A 17,927-nucleotide genomic window follows, 5' to 3' on the forward strand; every position below is an offset into this window, starting at 1 on the left:
AATGTCGGAATGCACGCTGGAATGCACGCGGGAATTATAATGCGGGAATTATAATGCAGGAATTATAATGCGGGAATTATAATGCGGGAATACAGTGCGGGAATACAGTGCGGGTATGCTGTAATATTCAAAACATGCAGTTACTCTAATGGTTCAACAGTTGCGGCGGAAAATCATTACCAATTACGATGGTACAGTGGTCATGATGGAATAACCATGGTACAGTAAGGTATAGAAACTAAGTTAGAACGGATTAGGATAGAACGGAGCAGGCGCATGAGTTTTGAAGATCTGGGTTTCAGCAAAATAGATATCGACCGCGAGGCGCGCACCGGCGCGCCTGAGATCATATATGGCATGGGTAAGACACCCGAGCAGGCGGCAGCGATATTCGCCAGAATCGCCGCAAACCATGGCAGAGCACTGGTCACCAGAGCGGATGAAAGACTGGCCGAAGCGATCCTGAAGGAGTATCCGGATGCGGTGTATAATCCCGTTTCACGTCTTATCCGGTATGGAACACCTCCCCGGCGATATCCCGGCATGGTAGCGGTGTTAAGCGGCGGAACATCGGATATTCCGGTAGCTGAGGAAGCCGCGGAGACTGCGGAGTGGCTCGGCTGTCAGGTGGATCGCATCTATGACGTAGGCGTTGCTGGGATCGATCGGTTGCTCGCGCAGCGTGAACGGATTCGCAAGGCGAATGTAGTTATCGCAGCAGCGGGCATGGAAGGGGCGTTGCCCAGTGTGGTAGGAGGGATGGTGCGCCGTCCGGTGATCGCCGTTCCGACATCCGTTGGGTATGGAGCCCATCTGCAAGGTTTGACGCCGATGCTGGCGATGATGACGTCATGCGCGGCTGGCGTTACGGTGGTGAATATCGACAACGGCTTCGGCGCCGGGTATTATGCTGCGTCCATTCAACAGCTCGTTTGGGAGGCAAGACATGGCGAAGACATTGTATCTTGATTGTTACTCCGGCATCGCCGGCGACATGACCTTGGCAGCACTGGTCGATCTTGGGGCTGATCTCGAGCGCATCACGGCGGAACTGAATAAGCTGCCCATCGACCCCTTCGAGATCAAAGTTGAGCATGTCGTAAAGCAGGGGATCTCGGCAAAATATCTGAGGATCGATGTTTCGGAATCACACCATCACCACCACAGCCATGGGCATCATCATGATGGACATACGCACACGCATGAACATCACCATGATGGACATACGCATACTCATGAACACCATCATCATGACCATGCACATATGCATGCTCACCATCATGACCATGTCCATCGCAAGGCTGCTGACATCATCGCGATGATCGAGGCCAGTGCTCTTCCCCCAAGGGTGAAGCAGCGCAGCACGAAGATTTTCCGAGTGATCGCTGAAGCCGAGGGCAAGATTCATGGCATGCCGCCTGAGGATGTGCATTTTCATGAAGTAGGTGCGATGGATTCGATCATCGATATCATCGGAGTATGCATCGCTCTTGAGCTTCTGGAGATCGATGAGATCATCGCCTCTCCTGTACCGACAGGCTATGGCCGCATCAAGATCGCCCACGGCTTGTATCCCATCCCCGCGCCGGCAACCCTCGAATTGTTAAAAGGGATTCCTTTGTCCGGACTGCAAGCTGAGGGAGAGCTGACGACGCCGACAGGAGCAGGAATTCTACAAGCATTATGCAGCCGTTTCGGTCCGCTGCCAGCCATGCAGGTTGTACGCATCGGGTATGGGGCGGGCAAGAAGGATTTCGCGCATCCGAATGTGCTGCGTGCGGTTTTGCTGGAAGAGCCGCATACTCATACTGCTGGACAAGCCCATGGGGAACAGGAAACCCGCGAACCGCTCATCGTGATGGAAGCGCAGATGGATGATTACAGCGGGGAACAGTTCGGCTATCTAATGGAGCGTCTCTTCGAGGCTGGAGCGCTGGACGTCTATTACACACCTGTTTATATGAAGAAGAATCGCCCGGCCATCTTAGTCACTGTACTTGCCCGGCCGCAGGACGCGGATGTATGCGAATCACTGCTTCTCACGGAAACATCGACTCTGGGTGTTCGCCGCAGCCATTGGATGCGCCAAGCCCTGGGACGCAGATGGGTGACCGTGTCGACGAAGTACGGAGAGATTCGCGTCAAACAAGCGCTGCGCAATGGGAACGTCGTCCATTCATCCCCTGAATATGAGGATGCGGTTAAAGCTGCTCGTCAGCATCAAGTTCCCTTGCCAAACATCTACTACGAGGTGATTCGGAATACGAAGGAATGAATATTTTGCCCCCGGCAGCATAGATGCCGGGGTTTTTTGTACGCTTTGTTGATTAAAGGGATCGGAATGTTCCGTTAAGTAGGTCGTAAATTGAATTAGATGGGGATCGTAGAACGGAACGGGGGAACAGAAATGAGACGGTACTGGGAATGGAGTTGGGAATGGGCCTGGAATGAAATGAGGAATGGAATTGAGAATGGAATTGCTAACGGAACCTGGATGCGCTATTTGTGAGAATTAGTCCAATATGGCTGAGATAACGGAACAGTGATTCCTTATTTCCTTGATTTACATGTAAAATCCATCCTAAAATAGAGAATAACGGATCGTAGTTCCGTTACCATGCATGATCTGCTTAAAAGTATCAAAATAAGGCTCTGTAGTTCCGTTACAATTTTTACGTGTACTGTTCATACGGTTTGAGGAATCGATTTGCGCTTGTAAATCTGAAAAAATGCCGATTTGGTGTGTGCAGCGGCAGGGTCGCAAGTGAGACGACAATATTTATTGACTCAGTGCACGCAAACACAAATCATACATGAGACAATAATACGCATCGACTCAGCACGTGCAGAAACGGAATTAATGAGAATCAATAAAACACGTAAAAGGGCAGATCCAAACTGATCACCGTACCATGCACACCGCACCTTATACCTCGCATTCACATCGGGATAAAGGTATAATAAATATACTGCGATTTTATGGCTGATTGTTGGCAATCTGCCGTAATGATTAGCAGCTGAAAGCAAGTGATCGCATCGATCACGTGAGCTGTACATGTATATGATCCGAACATGATCTGCGCATATGATAAGCACATGATCCGCGCGCGATCCGCATACGATCTGCGCAAGATCAACATCGCGTACATAGCAGTCAGTGGATCGGATGAGAAGTTGAAGGGAGGCTTGACGTGAAGATCTGGCAAGAGTGGAAGTGGTGGATCATCTCAGGTCTGGCAGCATTTGTCTTGCTGGGTGCAGGGGCTTGGTATTATTACACGATGTATGATATCACCCGAATTAAATCAACGCTCCAATGCCAATGCGCACCGATTGATCTGGAATCGGAAGTGAAGCAGGCGCCCCTCGTCTATCAAGGGCGGGTTACGCGAATCTCCCGCAGCTTGGATGGAACGTATAAGGTCATCGTCAAGCCCGAACAAACCCTTAAAGGTCATCCAATCGAGGAACCCTTCCTCGAATTCACCGTTGAAAAGTCCTGTCCATATCCTTTCCGTAAACAGCACTCATACTTATTCTTAGTGCCTATGTCCCAACCAGGCGAAGAGCAGATCCCGTTGAATGAATGCAGCCTGATCTTAAATGCAGACGATATCGATACGATGGAGCGGATCTATGAATGGTTGAGCCGTGAACCCGCTTCGCCGGCAGATGAACAAGGCTCTCCGTCAGCTGATCGGACAAGCTCCCATGACGGTGCAGAACGCATCTTCGATGCGATGCAGTCCGAGCTCTACAGCATTCGAATCGAAGAGGATCAATACAAGACCTGGCTGTACAATGCCGGGGATCGATTGTTCTTCTATTCGCCGCAGGTGAAGATCAGCTTCTTCGTTCCCCTCGATACCGAGGTGAGTATCGACGAATACAACCGCTTCGTACAAGGCATCAGCATCCATCGCAAGCTGAGCGGCCGCGAAGTTCCCTTTGCGACGGGCGAGGTCAATGTGGAAGTCAGAGAACTGCCGATCGTATTAAAATTATTCGACGCACCGCCGCAGGATCTGATCGTGCGCATCCAAGATCCGCGGGGCGGGGAGGGACTGGAGATCCCGATCCAATACATCGAACCGTTCACCTATTCCGTGACTTCCGATACCGACCCTGGTTTGGAAGACTATATGAATCTCCTGCGCCAAGGGTATCAAGGGGTCCATTATGTCATGAACGGACGCACCCATCGCTATACCTTCACCTTTAACCATCCTGTGGACCGCGGAAGCGTCTATGAGAAGCTGAATGAAAGTCTGATGAATCATCAGACGATCGCTTGGTCGCTGCAGTGGTTCAATGATTATGAGGTACAGCTCTCTTTGGTCCTGGATGAATGGACGACGGAACGGATCAGTTTTACCTTGAACGGCATCCGCACCGAGCAGGGGTATCCGCTGGTGGCTGCGGAGACATGGGCGATCCAACCCACAGAGCCCCTTGTGTTCACGGCGATCGATCTGGCGACGAATACGAAGGAAGCGTATTTTACCAGTGTTGTTCCCTATGCCGTGCTCGATGTTTCGCCGCTGGGCGGCTACCTCTTGGCCGGCATGGAAGCCCATAACGGCATTCATGTCGTGTATCGATATATCCTGCTTGATCGCTTCGGCAATGTCATGAAGACCTTTGAGGTCGAAGAGATCCGCGATCCGGAATGGATCAGTGAAGATCAGCTGGCCTATGCGACGGATCAGGAGCTGCACATCTATGATTTGCCTACGGACACGACCAAGACGGTGTGGCAAGTGCCCAACTACAAAGATGAAGAACGGATCGTTTCCTTTGATTACGCACATCAAGACGGCACGCTGGCAGTAAGTGTCGGGTATACCGATGAAGGCGGGAACTTCATGTATGATCTCTATATATTTGACTCATTCGCCGATCCGGAGCCCGGCCGCATTGAACAATTTGGATCCTATGAGTGCGTAGAAGGAGAATGCGGCGTTCCGCAGCTGCTGTTTACCGATCAGCAGCACATCGTCTACACGCGGTGGGAAAGCACCGGTGACAGTTGGGATTATGTCCCCGTCCTCTATATGACGGATCTTGAGAATCTTCAGACGAGACGTTTCAATCCGCTGAACAGTCTTGATGCCTACACGGATTATATGCTGTATCCTCTGCATAGCGGCAAAGTCCTGTATATCGCGGATATCACTATGGGTGCTGCTCAGGATTCGGGCGTTCCGCCTAGGGAGCGATGGTCGCTGTATGATCCGGCGGCAGATCGCTTCGAGTATCTGTTCGATACGGAACTGGGATTGTTCACGGACTTATGGCTGTCTCAGCTGATCCAGGATCCCGACGGACAGATTATGCTCCACCTCTATGAGCGAGGGTGGTATACGCTTGATTTGGAAAGCGGCCGGCTGACTCCATACGATGCATTGAGTGCGCACATCGAAGTCATCGATGTGGCGGCGAACCGCATCTGGTACATGGAATAGCTGGTGAATTAAGGGGAGACCCTTTAGGCAATTGCAGACGAGATCGGTTGCCACAAATCAACCATCTCGACGAAATAGACCGGCAATCCTTGCCAATCGCCTCCATAGCGATCGCAACAGCCAAGTGGGTTTTGCCCACACCGGGAGGACCAAGGAATATCACGTTCTCTTGACTCCCGACGAAGGTCAAGGATGCCAGCTCCTGAATCAGGCGTTCGTCTAACCCGGGTTGAAAGGAAAAGTCGAACTCTTTCAAGGTTCGGGCCAAACAATACTTTCACCGACAATAGCCTAATTCCTTCTGTTGACGGAGGATTAGGCTATTCTTATGGCAAAAAAAGAAGATGCTCTCGGTTCGTCTTTGGCGGGACTCGAGAGCATCCATTTAACCTACGTGATTAAAATACTTTCTTTTCAGCGATCTTGCACCTGCTTTCATCTCATTCTGTGACGGTGACGAATGCACAATCCGATACCATTCTTTGGTTAAGACCATTGGTTTAATATCAGTGTACATATTGATTTCATCGAGAAGATTTGAAGCGTTATATTGTTCAAGCAATTGCTGATATTTCAATTCTGTTTCGGAACCGTTTGGTTTTTGGTACGCTGCTTGGCTATCAGCCTTGATTTTTTCCAGCATTGCTTTTGCAACTTTACCATAATAGATTTCACCATTAAATTTGTAGAATATTATAACATTATATAGTATAAAAAGGGGTGGTATCCATGAAGTTGTTATTAATGGAAACTTGATATATAGTGTTTTTTGTCGTTCTCTAAATTAGAGAAGTAAAAATACTGTTTATGTAGGGGGATAGTCGAATGAATCGTCCGCCTATGAAATCAATAAAAGGAAGGTTTAGAAAGTTTACAAAAACAGTTCTAAAATGGGCAATGTTCGGGGTTGTATTTGTGTTTTTTATCGTAAGTATTCTGCAGATCGTTTTTGTGTATGTCGTGTCAAAGGGACCGGGCAGGGATGATATTGCTTTATTCCATGGTAACAGATATGCCATCTCTACCTCTGAAAGCAATTACGAACTGTATGAAAGAAAGACCAGCCGAGTGATCCTGCCCAATGTTACGGCTTATTATGTGGGTAAGGAAAAAAGCTATATCATGAACCATAGCGAACTCGTCATCATTGATGAAAAGCATGGCACTTATGTTAGAAAGCCCCTTGCAGAAGCAACTCCGGACGAGATCGCCATGATCGAACAGATGAAACAACTTAGAAAAAAATAATCAAGCCGGTCAGCCCCGGCGGCCGGCAAACTCGGAACAACCTCGGACGATTTCGGAAGAGGTTGTTCTTTTTTATGCATAATTCATCGTTTCATTAATTATATTGACAATATATGAATCATGTAGACGCAGACGATGGATCACATCGGTGGTACATCAGCGAAAGGGTCTAATCAAGGATCCAAAGGATGAAGTGAAAATGAAGGGGAGGAGCAGGATGCTGCGTATTTGGAGCAAAGGGCTGTTATGCGGGCTGGTTTTGTCTATGATCGTCTTTCTGTGGGGTTGCGGGAATCAGTCAAACCTGTCGGAAGGGGAGAACACCGTCATCGAAGGAGGAGCCGGGGAAGATGCAGTTACGATGGAATACTGGACCTTCGTAGAACTGCACGGGCAGCACTTTGAGAAGATGCTGACGAAATGGAATGCCGAGTATCCCGAGCGCCAGATCAAACTGAACGTCACCGTGATGCCGTATGATGACATGCACAACAAATTATCCATCGCCGTCCAGACCGGAACGGGGGCGCCGGATATCGCGGATATCGAGCTTGGCAAGTTTCCGGATTTCATGGCAGGCACGCCGCAGCTCGTACCGCTGAACGATGTCATCGAGCCTTATCGGGATACAATCGTGCCCTCGCGTCTTGATCTGTACAGCAAGGATGGCACGTATTACGGCATTCCAACGCATGTAGGCGCTTCCGTGGCTTTCTACAATGTGGAGATCCTGGAGCAGGCGGGCGTCGACTACCGGGATATCGTCACTTGGGAGGATTACAAGCAAGCAGGTATTAAGGTCTATGAGGCGACGGGCAGCTATTTGGGTACGGCCAACACCAGTGCCCTCTGGCAAGTCTCCATGCTTTTGGCCCAGCAGGGAGCGGACTATGTCGATGCAACGGGGCTGCCGAAGGTGAACTCCGAGGAGATGATCCGCGGTCTGACGGTGCTTCGCGATCTGCAGGAAGCAGATGCGATTGCCACGATCGCCGGCGGTCAGCCGGATACGGAGGAAGCGTATGGCGAATATACGGCGGGCAAGTATGCCTCAGCGATGATGCCGCTCTGGATGATGTCCCGCTTCACCAACTATATGACGGATCTCGAGGGGAAGATCGCGATCGCGCCGATTCCCGTCATTGAAGAGGGCATGCCTCGTTCGGTGGGGCAAGGGGGCACGGGCACCGTAGTGACGAAGAACGCGGCGGATATCGAGCTGGCGAAGGATTTTCTCGCCTTTGCGAAATTGTCCCTGGATGCCAATATCGAGATCTGGAATGTGCTGGGCTTTGATCCGGTGAACATGGATGTTTGGGAGATGGAAGAGATTACGCACAATCCGGACAACACCTTCGTGAGATATTTTGTCAACAATCCCTTCGATGTCCTGAATGAGATCAAGGATGAGATTCAGCTGATCCGCTCAACGGAGTACAGCCCGACGATTAATAACGTCTTCGGCACGACAACGTTGAATGAGATCTACGAAGACGGCCGGGATGTAAGAGAAGCGCTGGATGACGCACAGGCACAGATCGAGCAGGAACTTCAACTGCGCTGATCCGCGGGCTTCCCCTGGGCGAGAAGTGGCGGCATAATCATATCATCATAAAACTTCGGCGGTTCACCTGACCGCTCTCTAAACGAACGGTTGATGAATCCTGCGAGTGGCTGTCCCCATCGGCAGCCTTCGCTGTGAAAGGAGCACGAATGATGCTGAAGCGTTTCGCGTATTCGCAGAAGATCGCCACCTACGTCTTCGTCCTGCCCTTCGTGCTGGTATTCGCTGTGTTCTGGGTGTACCCGATGTTCAGCTCGATTGGGATGAGCTTTCAGAAGACGATGCTCGGGCAGGAGGCACAGTTCATCGGCACCGCGAACTATGAGCGGCTGGCCGCGGACGGGATCTTCCTCAAGGCCGTCACGAACAGTGTGGTCTATATGCTGCTCACCCTGGTCATCCTCATCCCCTTTCCACTTCTGATCGCTGTATGGATCAACCATCGTTTGATGATCGGCAGGGAGTTTTTTAAGTCTGCGCTCTTCTTCCCGGCTCTAACCTCCGTCGTCGTAGCGGGTACGATCTTCCGCTTGATGTTCGGTGAGATGGAGACCTCCCTGGTGAATACCCTGCTCGGTTGGTTCGGCATCGAACCTGTGAAGTTTCTTAAGGGACAGGTTACCGGGTTCATCGCCTTGCTTTCGCTCGCTGCTTGGCGCTGGACCGGCGTGAATATGCTGTATTTTCTAGCGGGACTGAAGAATATCCCCGATGAATACTACGAGGCGGCAGAGATCGATGGGGCCTCTTCCTGGCAGAAGTTGATCCGCATCACCCTGCCCCTCTTAAAGCCGATCACGATCTATGTCATCACCATCAGCATCTATGGGGGTCTGGCGATGTTTATCGAGAGCATGATGCTGTGGAACGGGAACAATTCACCGAAGAACATCGGCCTGACGATCGTCGGTTACCTGTACCGCCAGGGCATCGAGCGCAATGACCTCGGCTATGCGGCGGCGGTCGGCATCGTGCTGCTCGCGATTGCGATGATCATCAATCTGACGCAGCTGACCTGGTCAGGGATGTTCCGAAGGGGGGGACTAAAGGATGCGTAAGCGTGAGACCATCCTTAAGGTACTGTTGGTTGTTTTTTTCACATGCCTGTGCTTGATCGTCCTGATTCCTTTTTATGCGATTGCCCTCGCCGCCTTCAAACCCGGAAAAGAGCTGATCCGCCAAGGATTGAACCTGGATATTGACCTCTCGATCATGAGCTTCGATAACTTCATCTACCTGTTCACGGGGGATCATTCCTATTTCCTCTGGTTCGGCAACTCCGTCCTGCTCACTGTCCTGCAAGTCGCCATCACCCTCATGGTGAGCGCTGCGGTGGCCTACGGCTTTGCTGCTTATGAATTCCGCGGCAAGAACACTCTCTTCATCTGTGTTCTGATGATCATGATGGTGCCCTTCGAGATCCTGCTCCTGCCGCTGTACACGATGACCTATCACATGGGGCTCATGAACACCTACAGTGCGATCATCCTGCCGGGGGCGGCGAATGCCGCGACGATCTTCTTCTTCCGGCAATATCTGCAGGGGATCCCGCGGGAGCTGACGGCGGCGGGAAGGGTGGACGGCGCCTCGGAATACGGTATCTTCCTGCGTATCGTTCTGCCTCTGATGAAGCCTTCCTTCGCGGCGATGGCGATCTTGAACGGCGTGAACAGCTGGAACAATATCCTTTGGCCCTTCATGGTGATCAGCGATGCCCGGAAGTACACGCTGCCGATCGGGCTGAAGACCCTGCTCACCCCCTACGGCAACAACTACGATCTGCTCATCGTCGGATCCTTTTTCTCGATCATTCCGATCCTGATCCTATTCCTCGGGTTTCAGAAGTATTTTATCGATGGGATGACGGCGGGGGCGGTGAAGGGATGAGTTTGTGAAAGGAGATGTTTAGTGAAGGGACGCGTTTGCAGGGGTTAGGTTATGAGAGTTATGGAAAAACAAAAAAGAAAGGAGGGAAGGCAGGCGGGGAAAACAGTAGCAAGGGTTCATCCTATTCGATGATGCGGAATGAACCCGTGCCGCAGGCTAGCAGCAGGTCATGTTCAGTGCCCGCAGTGCGAACGGTGCCGCTTACGGTGATCAGCTTGCGCGACAGGTGGATCACTTCGGCGGTGACGGAAAGGGGGGATTTGCCGACGGGCGCGAGGTAGTGGATATTCAGGTTCGTCGTTACGACCTTATACCCGGGTCTGGCCGACATGGCGGCCAGACCCATGGCGTTGTCCAGCAAGGCGGCATGGACGCCGCCGTGCAGGATGCCCAGCAGATTCAGATGATGGTCCTGCACGTCCAGTGCGATCTCGATCCGGGATGCGGTGCGGGCGACGAAACGGCAGCCGAGGTATTCCCAGAAGGTGCCTCGCGCAGCCTCAGCTAAGCGCTGCAGGGAATCCTTCGCCTCCTGCCTATCCCCGCGGTTCATGGTTCCCACCTTGTGCATGTTTCGCTTTCCCCATCTCTTCCTCCAACAGCTTCCTTCGCAGCACTTTGCCGATGATCGACTTCGGCAGCTCCTTACGGAATTCATACTGCCGCGGCACTTTGAAGGATGCAAGGCGGGTGCGGCACCAGGCATCAAGCTCCTCTGCACTGACCGCGGCATCGGACTTGCAGACGATGTATGCCTTTACCGTTTCGCCTCTGTAGGCGTCCGGAATGCCGACGACGACAGCATCTTGGACCGCCGGGTGTTCGTACAGCACTTCCTCTACTTCCCTAGGGTAGATGTTAAAACCGCCGGCGATGATCATATCTTTCTTGCGGTCAAGGATATAGAAGAACCCGTCCTCATCCATCTTCGCCATGTCCCCGGTATAGAGCCAGCCGCCGCGCAGGGCCTGCGCCGTCTCTTCGGGACGGTTCCAGTACCCGGCCATCACTTGCGGACCTTTGACGACGAGCTCGCCGATCTCGCCCGGCGGCAGTTCTTCCCCGCTCTCGGGATCAACGATCTTGGCATCGGTGTCGGGGAAGGGGATGCCGATCGATCCCAGTTTCCGCTTCTCCCAGATGTTGTTCGCATGGGTGACGGGGGAGGCTTCGGTCAGCCCGTAACCTTCGATCAGCCTGCCTCCGGTTAATCGCTCGAATTGCGTCTGTACCTCGCCGGGCAGGGGGGCTGCGCCGCTGATGCAGACTTTGATCGAGGAGAGATCGTATTTGCTTCGCTGCGGATGATGGATCAAGGCAACATACATTGTCGGCGCGCCGGGGAAGACGGTGATCTTGTGGGCATCGATTAACCTCAGGATCTCCGTGATCTGGAACTTGGGGACAAGGTACAGGGTGCCTGCGGCAGCGATGGAGAGATTCATCAGAACGGTCATGCCGAATACATGGATGAAAGGCAGCGCCGCCAAATATTTCTCATGGCCGTCCACATTCCGATATTGCCACAGCTTGCTCTGCATGGTGTTGGCTATCAGGTTATAATGCGTGAGCATGCAGCCCTTGGCCAGGCCCGTTGTGCCGCCGGTGTACTGCAGGAGGGCGAGATCCCGCTCCGCGTCAATTTCGCAGAGGATCGGAGCGGGACAGGCGCAAGCCATCATCTCCTGCATGTTCAGCACGCCGCTTCCATAAGTGACGGTGCGGTCCATCCCATCCTTTCTGGCAGCGACAGGGTAGAGGAGGTTCTTCGGGAACGGCAGATAGTCTTGGATCGAGGTGACGATGATCGTCTGCAGATCCGTCTGATCCCGCACTTGCGCGACGCGGCGGAACAGGATATCGAGGGTGACGATGCTCACCGCTCCGGAATCCTTCAGCTGATGGAGCAGTTCCCGCTCCATATAGAGCGGATTCGTCTGCACGACGACGGCGCCGATCATGAGCGCGCCATAGTAGGCGATCACGGCCTGCGGACAGTTTGGCAGCATGATCGCCACGCGCTCCCCCCGCGTGATGCCGATTCGCCGCAGGGCGTTTGCGAAACGGAAGGAGGCGTCGAGCAGTTCGCGATACGTCATCGTTTTGCCGAGAAAATAAAGCGCCGCATGATCGGGATGCCGGGCCGTTGTCTGGAGCAGGAACTTCGCTAGATTCATCCTCGGATATTCGGAAGTAACCGGCACCTCAGCGGGGTAATGCTTTAACCAAGGCTTATGCACAGGCGTCCCCCCTTGGGCGAAAATCTCCCGCTACACGACATAGGATTCCTCCTTGACCACCCGTTCTGCAATCTGCCGTTTTAACTGCGTGAGATTAACGGGATTTCTGCGGCTCAATTTCTTCAGGATCGACAGCTGCGTGCGCAGCGCATCCCCGCTCTCCATGGAACTGAGGCAGCGTCTGGCAAGAGCTTCGACGGCGGCGAAGGATTCATGCACATAGGCGGAGGCCATGGCAGCAGCGCAGGCAGCTTTCGCTTCACCGCCTTGCTCTTGCAGCTTCTTCGCCCGCAGCAAAGCGCTTTCAGCGGCGTAGATCGCGATCATCATATCGGCGAGGTCGGCGAGGATCTCCTGCTCTTGTTCTAGAGCCAGCTGATATCGCTGAACTGCAAGGCCGCCGGTCATGAGGAAGATCTTCTTCGCCATCGTCAGAAGATGCGTTTCTTCCGCCAGCGGTTCATCACCGAAGTCGAGGGCGGGCATATATGTGAGCAGCTCCGACTGCAGGTTCTGCAGGTTCTGCATGAGGGGGAGTTCGCCTTTCATCGCGCGTTTGAGCAGGGTTCCGGGGATGAGCAGGCGGTTGATCTCATTCGTCCCCTCGAAGATCCGATTGATGCGGGAATCGCGGTAGATGCGTTCGATCTTGTATTCCTGGATATAGCCGTATCCGCCGTGGATCTGCACGCCTTCATCGGCGACATAGTCCAAGGCCTCTGAACCGAATACCTTGTTGATCGAGCATTCGATCGCATATTCGGAGATCGCCTTGGCTGCGGCTAATCCGCTGCCTTCTTCCTTCAAATCGATCGCTGACAGCGCTGCATCGAGCAGCCCGGCGGTCCGATAGACCATGCTTTCCAGCACGAAGGTGCGGATATTCATATCCGCCAGCTTGCGCCGGATCAGCGGGAAGGAGGCGATCGGCTGACCGAACTGCTGGCGCAGGTTCGCGTATTCCGCCGCAAGGGCAAGCGCCTCCTTGCAGGCACCGAGGCAGCCGGCAGCGAGTTTGAAGCGGCCGATATTGAGGATGTTGAAGGCGATGAGATGGCCTTTGCCGGCTTCCCAGAGCAAGTTCTCGGCGGGGACGCGGACATGATCGAGGATGAGAGGACAGGTGGAGGAACCCTTGATGCCCATCTTCTTCTCCTCGGGTCCGATGATCACGCCTTCGCGGTCCCGTTCGATGATGAAGGTGCTGAACCGCTCCCCGTCCACCTTCGCATAGACGATGAACAGATCGGCAAAGCCGGCATTGGTGATGAATTGTTTCTGCCCGGTCACGATGTAGTGCGTACCGTCCTCCGCCAGCTTCGCCGTCGTCTTCGCGCCGAGGGCATCGGAACCCGATGACGGTTCTGTCAGGCAGTAGGCGGCGATCCATTCCCCTGATGCCAGCTTCGGCAGATAACGTCGTTTCTGTTCATCGCTGCCGAAGTAGACGATGGGCAGGGTGCCGATGCCGACATGGGCGCCGAGGGACAGGGAGAAGGAGGAGCCGCGGGCCAAGCGCTCGCTGATCAGCGTCGTGCTGATCTTATCGAGGCCGAGACCGCCGTAGCTCTCAGGCACATCAGCAGCGAGCAGACCCAGCTCGCCGGCCTTGCGCAGCAGCTGGACGGTCAGCTCGTAATTCAGACTCTCGATTGCTGCATCATGCGTCAGCACGTCCTGGGTGATGAATTCATCCGTCGTCATCCCGATCATCCGCTGTTCTTCGCTCAGATCCTCGGGAAAGACCACGGCACGATCGTCCGCATCCTCGATCACAAAGCCGCCGCCGGGTATCTTCTTATCGGGCATCTTGTTATGCTGATTGCTCATCGATGGATCACTCCTTATTCGCTGACTTCCTGATCGACCTTATCGCCAGCATTCTTCCTTCTTGTTCAAGCATGAACTTCAAATACGCCGGCTGCCCCCATCCCTCCGCCGATGCACATGGAGACGACGCCGAAACCGCCGCCGCGCCGCTTAAGTTCGTGCAGCAGAGTGACCGTCAGCTTGGTACCTGTGCAGCCAAGAGGATGACCGAGGGCGATCGCGCCGCCGTTGACGTTCACCCGCTGCTCATCGAGCTGAAGCTCACGGATGATATGCAGGCATTGGGAAGCGAAGGCTTCATTGATCTCGTACAGCGCAACCTGATCCGGCGAGATTCCCGTCATGCGGAGCGCCTTCGGGATCGCCTCGACGGGGCCGACGCCCATGATCTCCGGTTTGACGCCGGCCAGGGCATAGGCGTGGAAGGTCGCCAGCGGTTTAAGCCCTAAGGCCGCCGCGCGCTCTTTGCTCATGACGAGGACGGCTGCCGCACCGTCGCTCATCTGTGAGGAGTTGCCGGCGGTGACCGTGCCGCCTTGTTTGAAGGCCGGCCGCAGCTGGGCAAGGGCTTCCAGCGAAGTGTCGGTGCGGAATCCTTCATCTTGTTGGAAGATGAAGCTTCGCTCGAAGCGCTTTCCGTCCTCGCCAATCCCGCTGCGCACGATCTGAAGCGGGGTGATCTCCTCGCGGAACTTCCCGTCTGCCCAAGCCGCGGCTGCCTTCCGATGGCTGGACAGGGCGAAGGCGTCTTGATCTTCCCGCGAGATGCCGAACTGCTCAGCGACATTCTCCGCGGTAAGGCCCATCCCCATGTACACTTCTGGCATCTCGCTGACGATGCGGGGATGGGGGGAGGGCTTGAATCCGCTCATCGGTACGTGGCTCATGCTCTCCACGCCGCCGGCGATGATCATCTCCGCTGCCCCGCTCATGATCCGTTCGGCTGCGTAAGCGATGGACTGCAGTCCCGATGCGCAGAAGCGGTTGACGGTGATCGCCGGTACGGAGACCGGAAAGCCCGCATAGAGGGCCATGATCCGCGCGAAGTTCAGCCCTTGCTCGCCCTCGGGCATCGCACAGCCGATGATGATGTCATCGATCTCCTCGCGGCTTACCCCCGGCGCCCGCTCGATCACCGCCTTCAGTACAGCCTTGCCCAGGTCTTCCGCTCGTGTCTCTGCCAGACTGCCGCGCCGCGCTTTGCCCACGGCGGTGCGTGTTGCGGCAACGATGACAGCTTCTCTCATATCTAACACCCCATTTCTCCGGTCAATTGCGCAGCGGCTTGCCCGTGGCCAGCATCGCCTGCATCCGCTGCTGTGTCTTCGGCTCACCGCACAAACTGAGGAAGGCTTCGCGCTCGAGGTCGAGGAGATAGGCTTCGCTGACCAGCGTGCCCGGCGGTACATCGCCGCCGGCGAGCACATGGGCCAGCTTATCGGCGATCGTCAAGTCATGGTCGCTGATCTGACCGCCTAGATGAAGCTGCCTCGCACCGAGCTGCAGCACGGCTTTGCCGTCCCTGCCAACGACTTTGATCGGCCTTGCTTCAGGAGGCAGGTAACCGGATGCAGCCAGCTCCAAAGCCAGGCGCTTCGCTTCATACAACTGCCGGTCGCGGCTTGCGGTGATTCGGTCCTGCTCCCGCAGCAGGCCTAAGCGCTTCGCATGATGCGCACTCGTCGATACCTTGGCCATGCCGATCGTCTCGAAGATGCGATTCACATAGGGCTGCATGTCTGCGGCCGGTACATCGGCTAAGGTTTCGCTGAGCCGCAGGATCAGCTCCTTGCATCCGCCGCCGGCGGGGATCAGACCGACGCCGGCTTCCACAAGTCCGCAGTAGGTTTCCGCCGCCGCATAGACGCGGCTTGCCGCCAAGCATACTTCCAAACCACCGCCGAGCGTCATGCTGTGGGGCGCGGCGATCACGGGTTTTGTGCAGTATTTCAGCCGCATCATTGTATCCTGGAACAGGCGGATGATGCGATCGATCTCATCCCATTCCTCGTCCTGCGCTTCCATCAGGAGCAGCATCAGATTGGCACCGACGCAGAAATGCCGTGCCTCATTGGCGATGATCAGCGCCTCATAACGCTCCTCGACGATCTCCACGCTTCGCTGGATCATCATCAGGATATCGCCGCCGATGGCCTGGTTCGGGGAATGGAATTCCAAACAGACCGCGCCGTCGCCGATGTCGATGAGACTGGCGCCGTTGTTGCGTTCAATGATGCGGCCCTGCTCCTTGAAACGCTGCAAAGAAAGATGGGTACTGTCCGTCTCTTCCTCGCGCCAGGCACCGTTTATCACCACTTTACGCATGCCGCCTTCCTGCTTGTAGAAGGAATCGTTGCCCGCTGCGAGCCAATCTTGGACCCACTTCGGCAGGACCAGCCCATCTTGTTCCATGCGCGCAGCGGTGCGTGCTAAGCCAAGCGCATCCCAAGTCTCAAAGGGGCCGAGCTGCCAGTTGAAGCCCCAGCGCATCGCGCGGTCGATCTCGACGATCGAATCGGCGATCTCGCCTGCCTTCTCCGCGGCATAGAGCAGTACGTGTTTAAGCACATTCCAGGAGAACTCACTGCTCCGGTCGCCGCCCTCGACCAGCGCCCGGATCTTCGCTGCGGCGCCCTTCGCCGCCCTCGCTGCTTCAAGCGCCGGGTAAGAAGGCTTGCCCGCCTTGGCATAGTCCATGGAAGCAAGATTCAAGGCGAGGATGGTGCTGCCTTGCTCGCTTTTGACCTTGCGGTAGAAGCCGCTGCCCGATTTTTCGCCGAGCCAGCCGCGCTTCACCATCTCGTGGAGCACCTCCGGCGGCGTAAACACCTCCCGTTCTTCCGGCGAAGCGGCGTGCCTGCGGACATTGTCCGCTACATGGAGGAAGGTATCGAGACCGACCAGATCCAAGGTGCGGAAGGTGGCGCTCTTCGGCCGGCCCATCGCCGGGCCGGTGATCGCATCGACTTCTTCTACGCTGAGCCGGGCCTTCATCATCTCGCGCAGGGTGATAAGCAGGCCGTAGGTGCCGATGCGGTTGGCGATGAAGTTCGGCGTATCCTTGGCGAGGACCACGCCCTTGCCGAGCCGCTGCTCGGCAAAGCTGCGCACGGCGGCGACTGCCTCCGGCTTCGTCAGCCTTCCGGGGATGATCTCGAGCAGTTTCATGTAGCGCGGCGGGTTAAAAAAATGCGTCCCCAGGAAATGCTCGCGGAAGGAGCGGTCCAGATGAGCCGACATCGCCTCGATCGAGATGCCGGACGTATTCGTGCTGACGATCGCATCCTCCCGCCGCCAGCGGGCGATCTGGCTGAGCACCTGCTGTTTCACATCCAGTCGTTCCGTGACGGCTTCGATGATCCAGTCGGCATCTTGGATCTTGGTGAGATCATCCTCCATATTGCCCGCGTGAATGCGGGTGATGAAGGATTCATCATAGAGCGGAGCGGGCTGCGTCTTCCGAAGGCGCTGCAGGGCTTGTGCTGCATATCGGTTTCGCACTTGCGGGGACGCGAGGGTCAGCTCCTGCCGCATCTCCTCCTCCGTTAACCGCTCGGGTACGCGATCCAGCAGCAGCACAGTAAGCCCAGCATTCGCCAGATGTGCAGCGATGGCCGCTCCCATCACGCCTGAGCCGATGATACAGGCCTTGCGGATCGTGGTGCGCTGAAGATTCACCTTCATGACCTCCTT

The 17,927-nt window shown here is 54.9% G+C and carries 13 protein-coding genes and 1 pseudogene; 7 read left to right on the forward strand and 7 right to left on the reverse strand.

Annotation, left to right across the window (positions count from 1 at the left end):
- The first annotated feature begins 276 nt into the window (after positions 1-276).
- The 3 genes from larB (at position 277) to PRECH8_RS00155 (ending at position 5,465) form a co-directional block, all read left to right on the forward strand.
- Positions 277-969, forward strand: coding sequence for a nickel pincer cofactor biosynthesis protein LarB (gene larB / locus PRECH8_RS00145; protein ID WP_200965032.1), 693 nt, complete (start codon positions 277-279; stop codon positions 967-969).
- The gene (gene larC, locus PRECH8_RS00150) at positions 947-2,275 is read left to right on the forward strand and encodes a nickel pincer cofactor biosynthesis protein LarC (RefSeq protein WP_200965033.1); all 1,329 of its coding nucleotides are present in this window, start codon (positions 947-949) and stop codon (positions 2,273-2,275) included. The genes larB and larC overlap by 23 nt, the downstream gene beginning before the upstream one ends.
- 916 nt (positions 2,276-3,191) lie before the next feature.
- Positions 3,192-5,465, forward strand: coding sequence for a hypothetical protein (locus tag PRECH8_RS00155; RefSeq protein ID WP_200965034.1), 2,274 nt, complete (start codon positions 3,192-3,194; stop codon positions 5,463-5,465).
- Positions 5,466-5,559: 94 nt separating this feature from the next.
- Here PRECH8_RS00155 and PRECH8_RS00160 read toward each other — a convergent pair.
- Positions 5,560-5,727 (reverse strand): annotated as a pseudogene (locus PRECH8_RS00160) (ATP-binding protein); the annotation flags it as partial.
- Positions 5,728-5,850: 123 nt separating this feature from the next.
- On the reverse strand, positions 5,851-6,108 hold the full coding sequence (locus PRECH8_RS00165) for a hypothetical protein (protein ID WP_200965035.1): 258 nt from the start codon (positions 6,106-6,108) through the stop codon (positions 5,851-5,853).
- Positions 6,109-6,290: 182 nt separating this feature from the next.
- Between PRECH8_RS00165 and PRECH8_RS00170 the strand changes: the two genes are divergently transcribed.
- The 4 genes from PRECH8_RS00170 (at position 6,291) to PRECH8_RS00185 (ending at position 10,164) form a co-directional block, all read left to right on the forward strand.
- Positions 6,291-6,713, forward strand: coding sequence for a hypothetical protein (locus tag PRECH8_RS00170; RefSeq protein WP_200965036.1), 423 nt, complete (start codon positions 6,291-6,293; stop codon positions 6,711-6,713).
- 217 nt (positions 6,714-6,930) lie between these two features.
- Positions 6,931-8,277: an extracellular solute-binding protein gene (locus PRECH8_RS00175; RefSeq protein ID WP_200965037.1), complete on the forward strand. Its 1,347-nt coding sequence runs from the start codon at positions 6,931-6,933 to the stop codon at positions 8,275-8,277.
- Positions 8,278-8,429: 152 nt separating this feature from the next.
- Positions 8,430-9,335: a carbohydrate ABC transporter permease gene (locus PRECH8_RS00180; protein WP_200965038.1), complete on the forward strand. Its 906-nt coding sequence runs from the start codon at positions 8,430-8,432 to the stop codon at positions 9,333-9,335.
- Positions 9,328-10,164: a carbohydrate ABC transporter permease gene (locus PRECH8_RS00185; protein WP_200965039.1), complete on the forward strand. Its 837-nt coding sequence runs from the start codon at positions 9,328-9,330 to the stop codon at positions 10,162-10,164. Before PRECH8_RS00180 ends, PRECH8_RS00185 begins: the two co-directional genes overlap by 8 nt.
- Before the next feature lie 121 nt (positions 10,165-10,285).
- Here PRECH8_RS00185 and PRECH8_RS00190 read toward each other — a convergent pair whose 3' ends face one another.
- The 5 genes from PRECH8_RS00190 to PRECH8_RS00210 form a co-directional block, all read right to left on the reverse strand.
- Positions 10,286-10,717 (reverse strand): PaaI family thioesterase, encoded by a 432-nt coding sequence (locus PRECH8_RS00190; protein ID WP_200965040.1) that lies wholly within the window; start codon positions 10,715-10,717, stop codon positions 10,286-10,288.
- Entirely contained in the window at positions 10,701-12,404 is a 1,704-nt protein-coding gene (locus PRECH8_RS00195; RefSeq protein WP_242457346.1) for an AMP-binding protein, read from the reverse strand. The genes PRECH8_RS00190 and PRECH8_RS00195 overlap by 17 nt, the downstream gene beginning before the upstream one ends.
- 30 nt (positions 12,405-12,434) lie before the next feature.
- Positions 12,435-14,234, reverse strand: coding sequence for an acyl-CoA dehydrogenase FadE (locus PRECH8_RS00200; protein WP_242457347.1), 1,800 nt, complete (start codon positions 14,232-14,234; stop codon positions 12,435-12,437).
- Positions 14,235-14,299: 65 nt separating this feature from the next.
- On the reverse strand, positions 14,300-15,481 hold the full coding sequence (locus PRECH8_RS00205) for an acetyl-CoA C-acyltransferase (protein WP_200965041.1): 1,182 nt from the start codon (positions 15,479-15,481) through the stop codon (positions 14,300-14,302).
- 22 nt (positions 15,482-15,503) lie between these two features.
- Complete coding sequence (locus PRECH8_RS00210; protein ID WP_276569074.1) at positions 15,504-17,912, reverse strand: 3-hydroxyacyl-CoA dehydrogenase/enoyl-CoA hydratase family protein; 2,409 nt, start codon at positions 17,910-17,912, stop codon at positions 15,504-15,506.
- Positions 17,913-17,927 lie beyond the last annotated feature (15 nt).

The sequence above is a fragment of the Insulibacter thermoxylanivorax genome, from assembly GCF_015472005.1.
Taxonomy (GTDB): Bacteria; Bacillota; Bacilli; order Paenibacillales; family DA-C8; genus Insulibacter; species Insulibacter thermoxylanivorax.

Coding starts and splice junctions, on each gene's coding strand:
- PRECH8_RS00180 (WP_200965038.1), top strand. CDS start 8,430: ATGCTGAAGCGTTTCGCGTATTCGCAGAAGATCGCCACCTACGTCTTC.
- PRECH8_RS00175 (WP_200965037.1), top strand. CDS start 6,931: ATGCTGCGTATTTGGAGCAAAGGGCTGTTATGCGGGCTGGTTTTGTCT.
- PRECH8_RS00190 (WP_200965040.1), bottom strand. CDS start 10,717: ATGAACCGCGGGGATAGGCAGGAGGCGAAGGATTCCCTGCAGCGCTTA.
- PRECH8_RS00185 (WP_200965039.1), top strand. CDS start 9,328: ATGCGTAAGCGTGAGACCATCCTTAAGGTACTGTTGGTTGTTTTTTTC.
- PRECH8_RS00170 (WP_200965036.1), top strand. CDS start 6,291: ATGAATCGTCCGCCTATGAAATCAATAAAAGGAAGGTTTAGAAAGTTT.
- larC (WP_200965033.1), top strand. CDS start 947: ATGGCGAAGACATTGTATCTTGATTGTTACTCCGGCATCGCCGGCGAC.
- PRECH8_RS00205 (WP_200965041.1), bottom strand. CDS start 15,481: ATGAGAGAAGCTGTCATCGTTGCCGCAACACGCACCGCCGTGGGCAAA.
- PRECH8_RS00165 (WP_200965035.1), bottom strand. CDS start 6,108: ATGCTGGAAAAAATCAAGGCTGATAGCCAAGCAGCGTACCAAAAACCA.
- larB (WP_200965032.1), top strand. CDS start 277: ATGAGTTTTGAAGATCTGGGTTTCAGCAAAATAGATATCGACCGCGAG.
- PRECH8_RS00200 (WP_242457347.1), bottom strand. CDS start 14,234: ATGAGCAATCAGCATAACAAGATGCCCGATAAGAAGATACCCGGCGGC.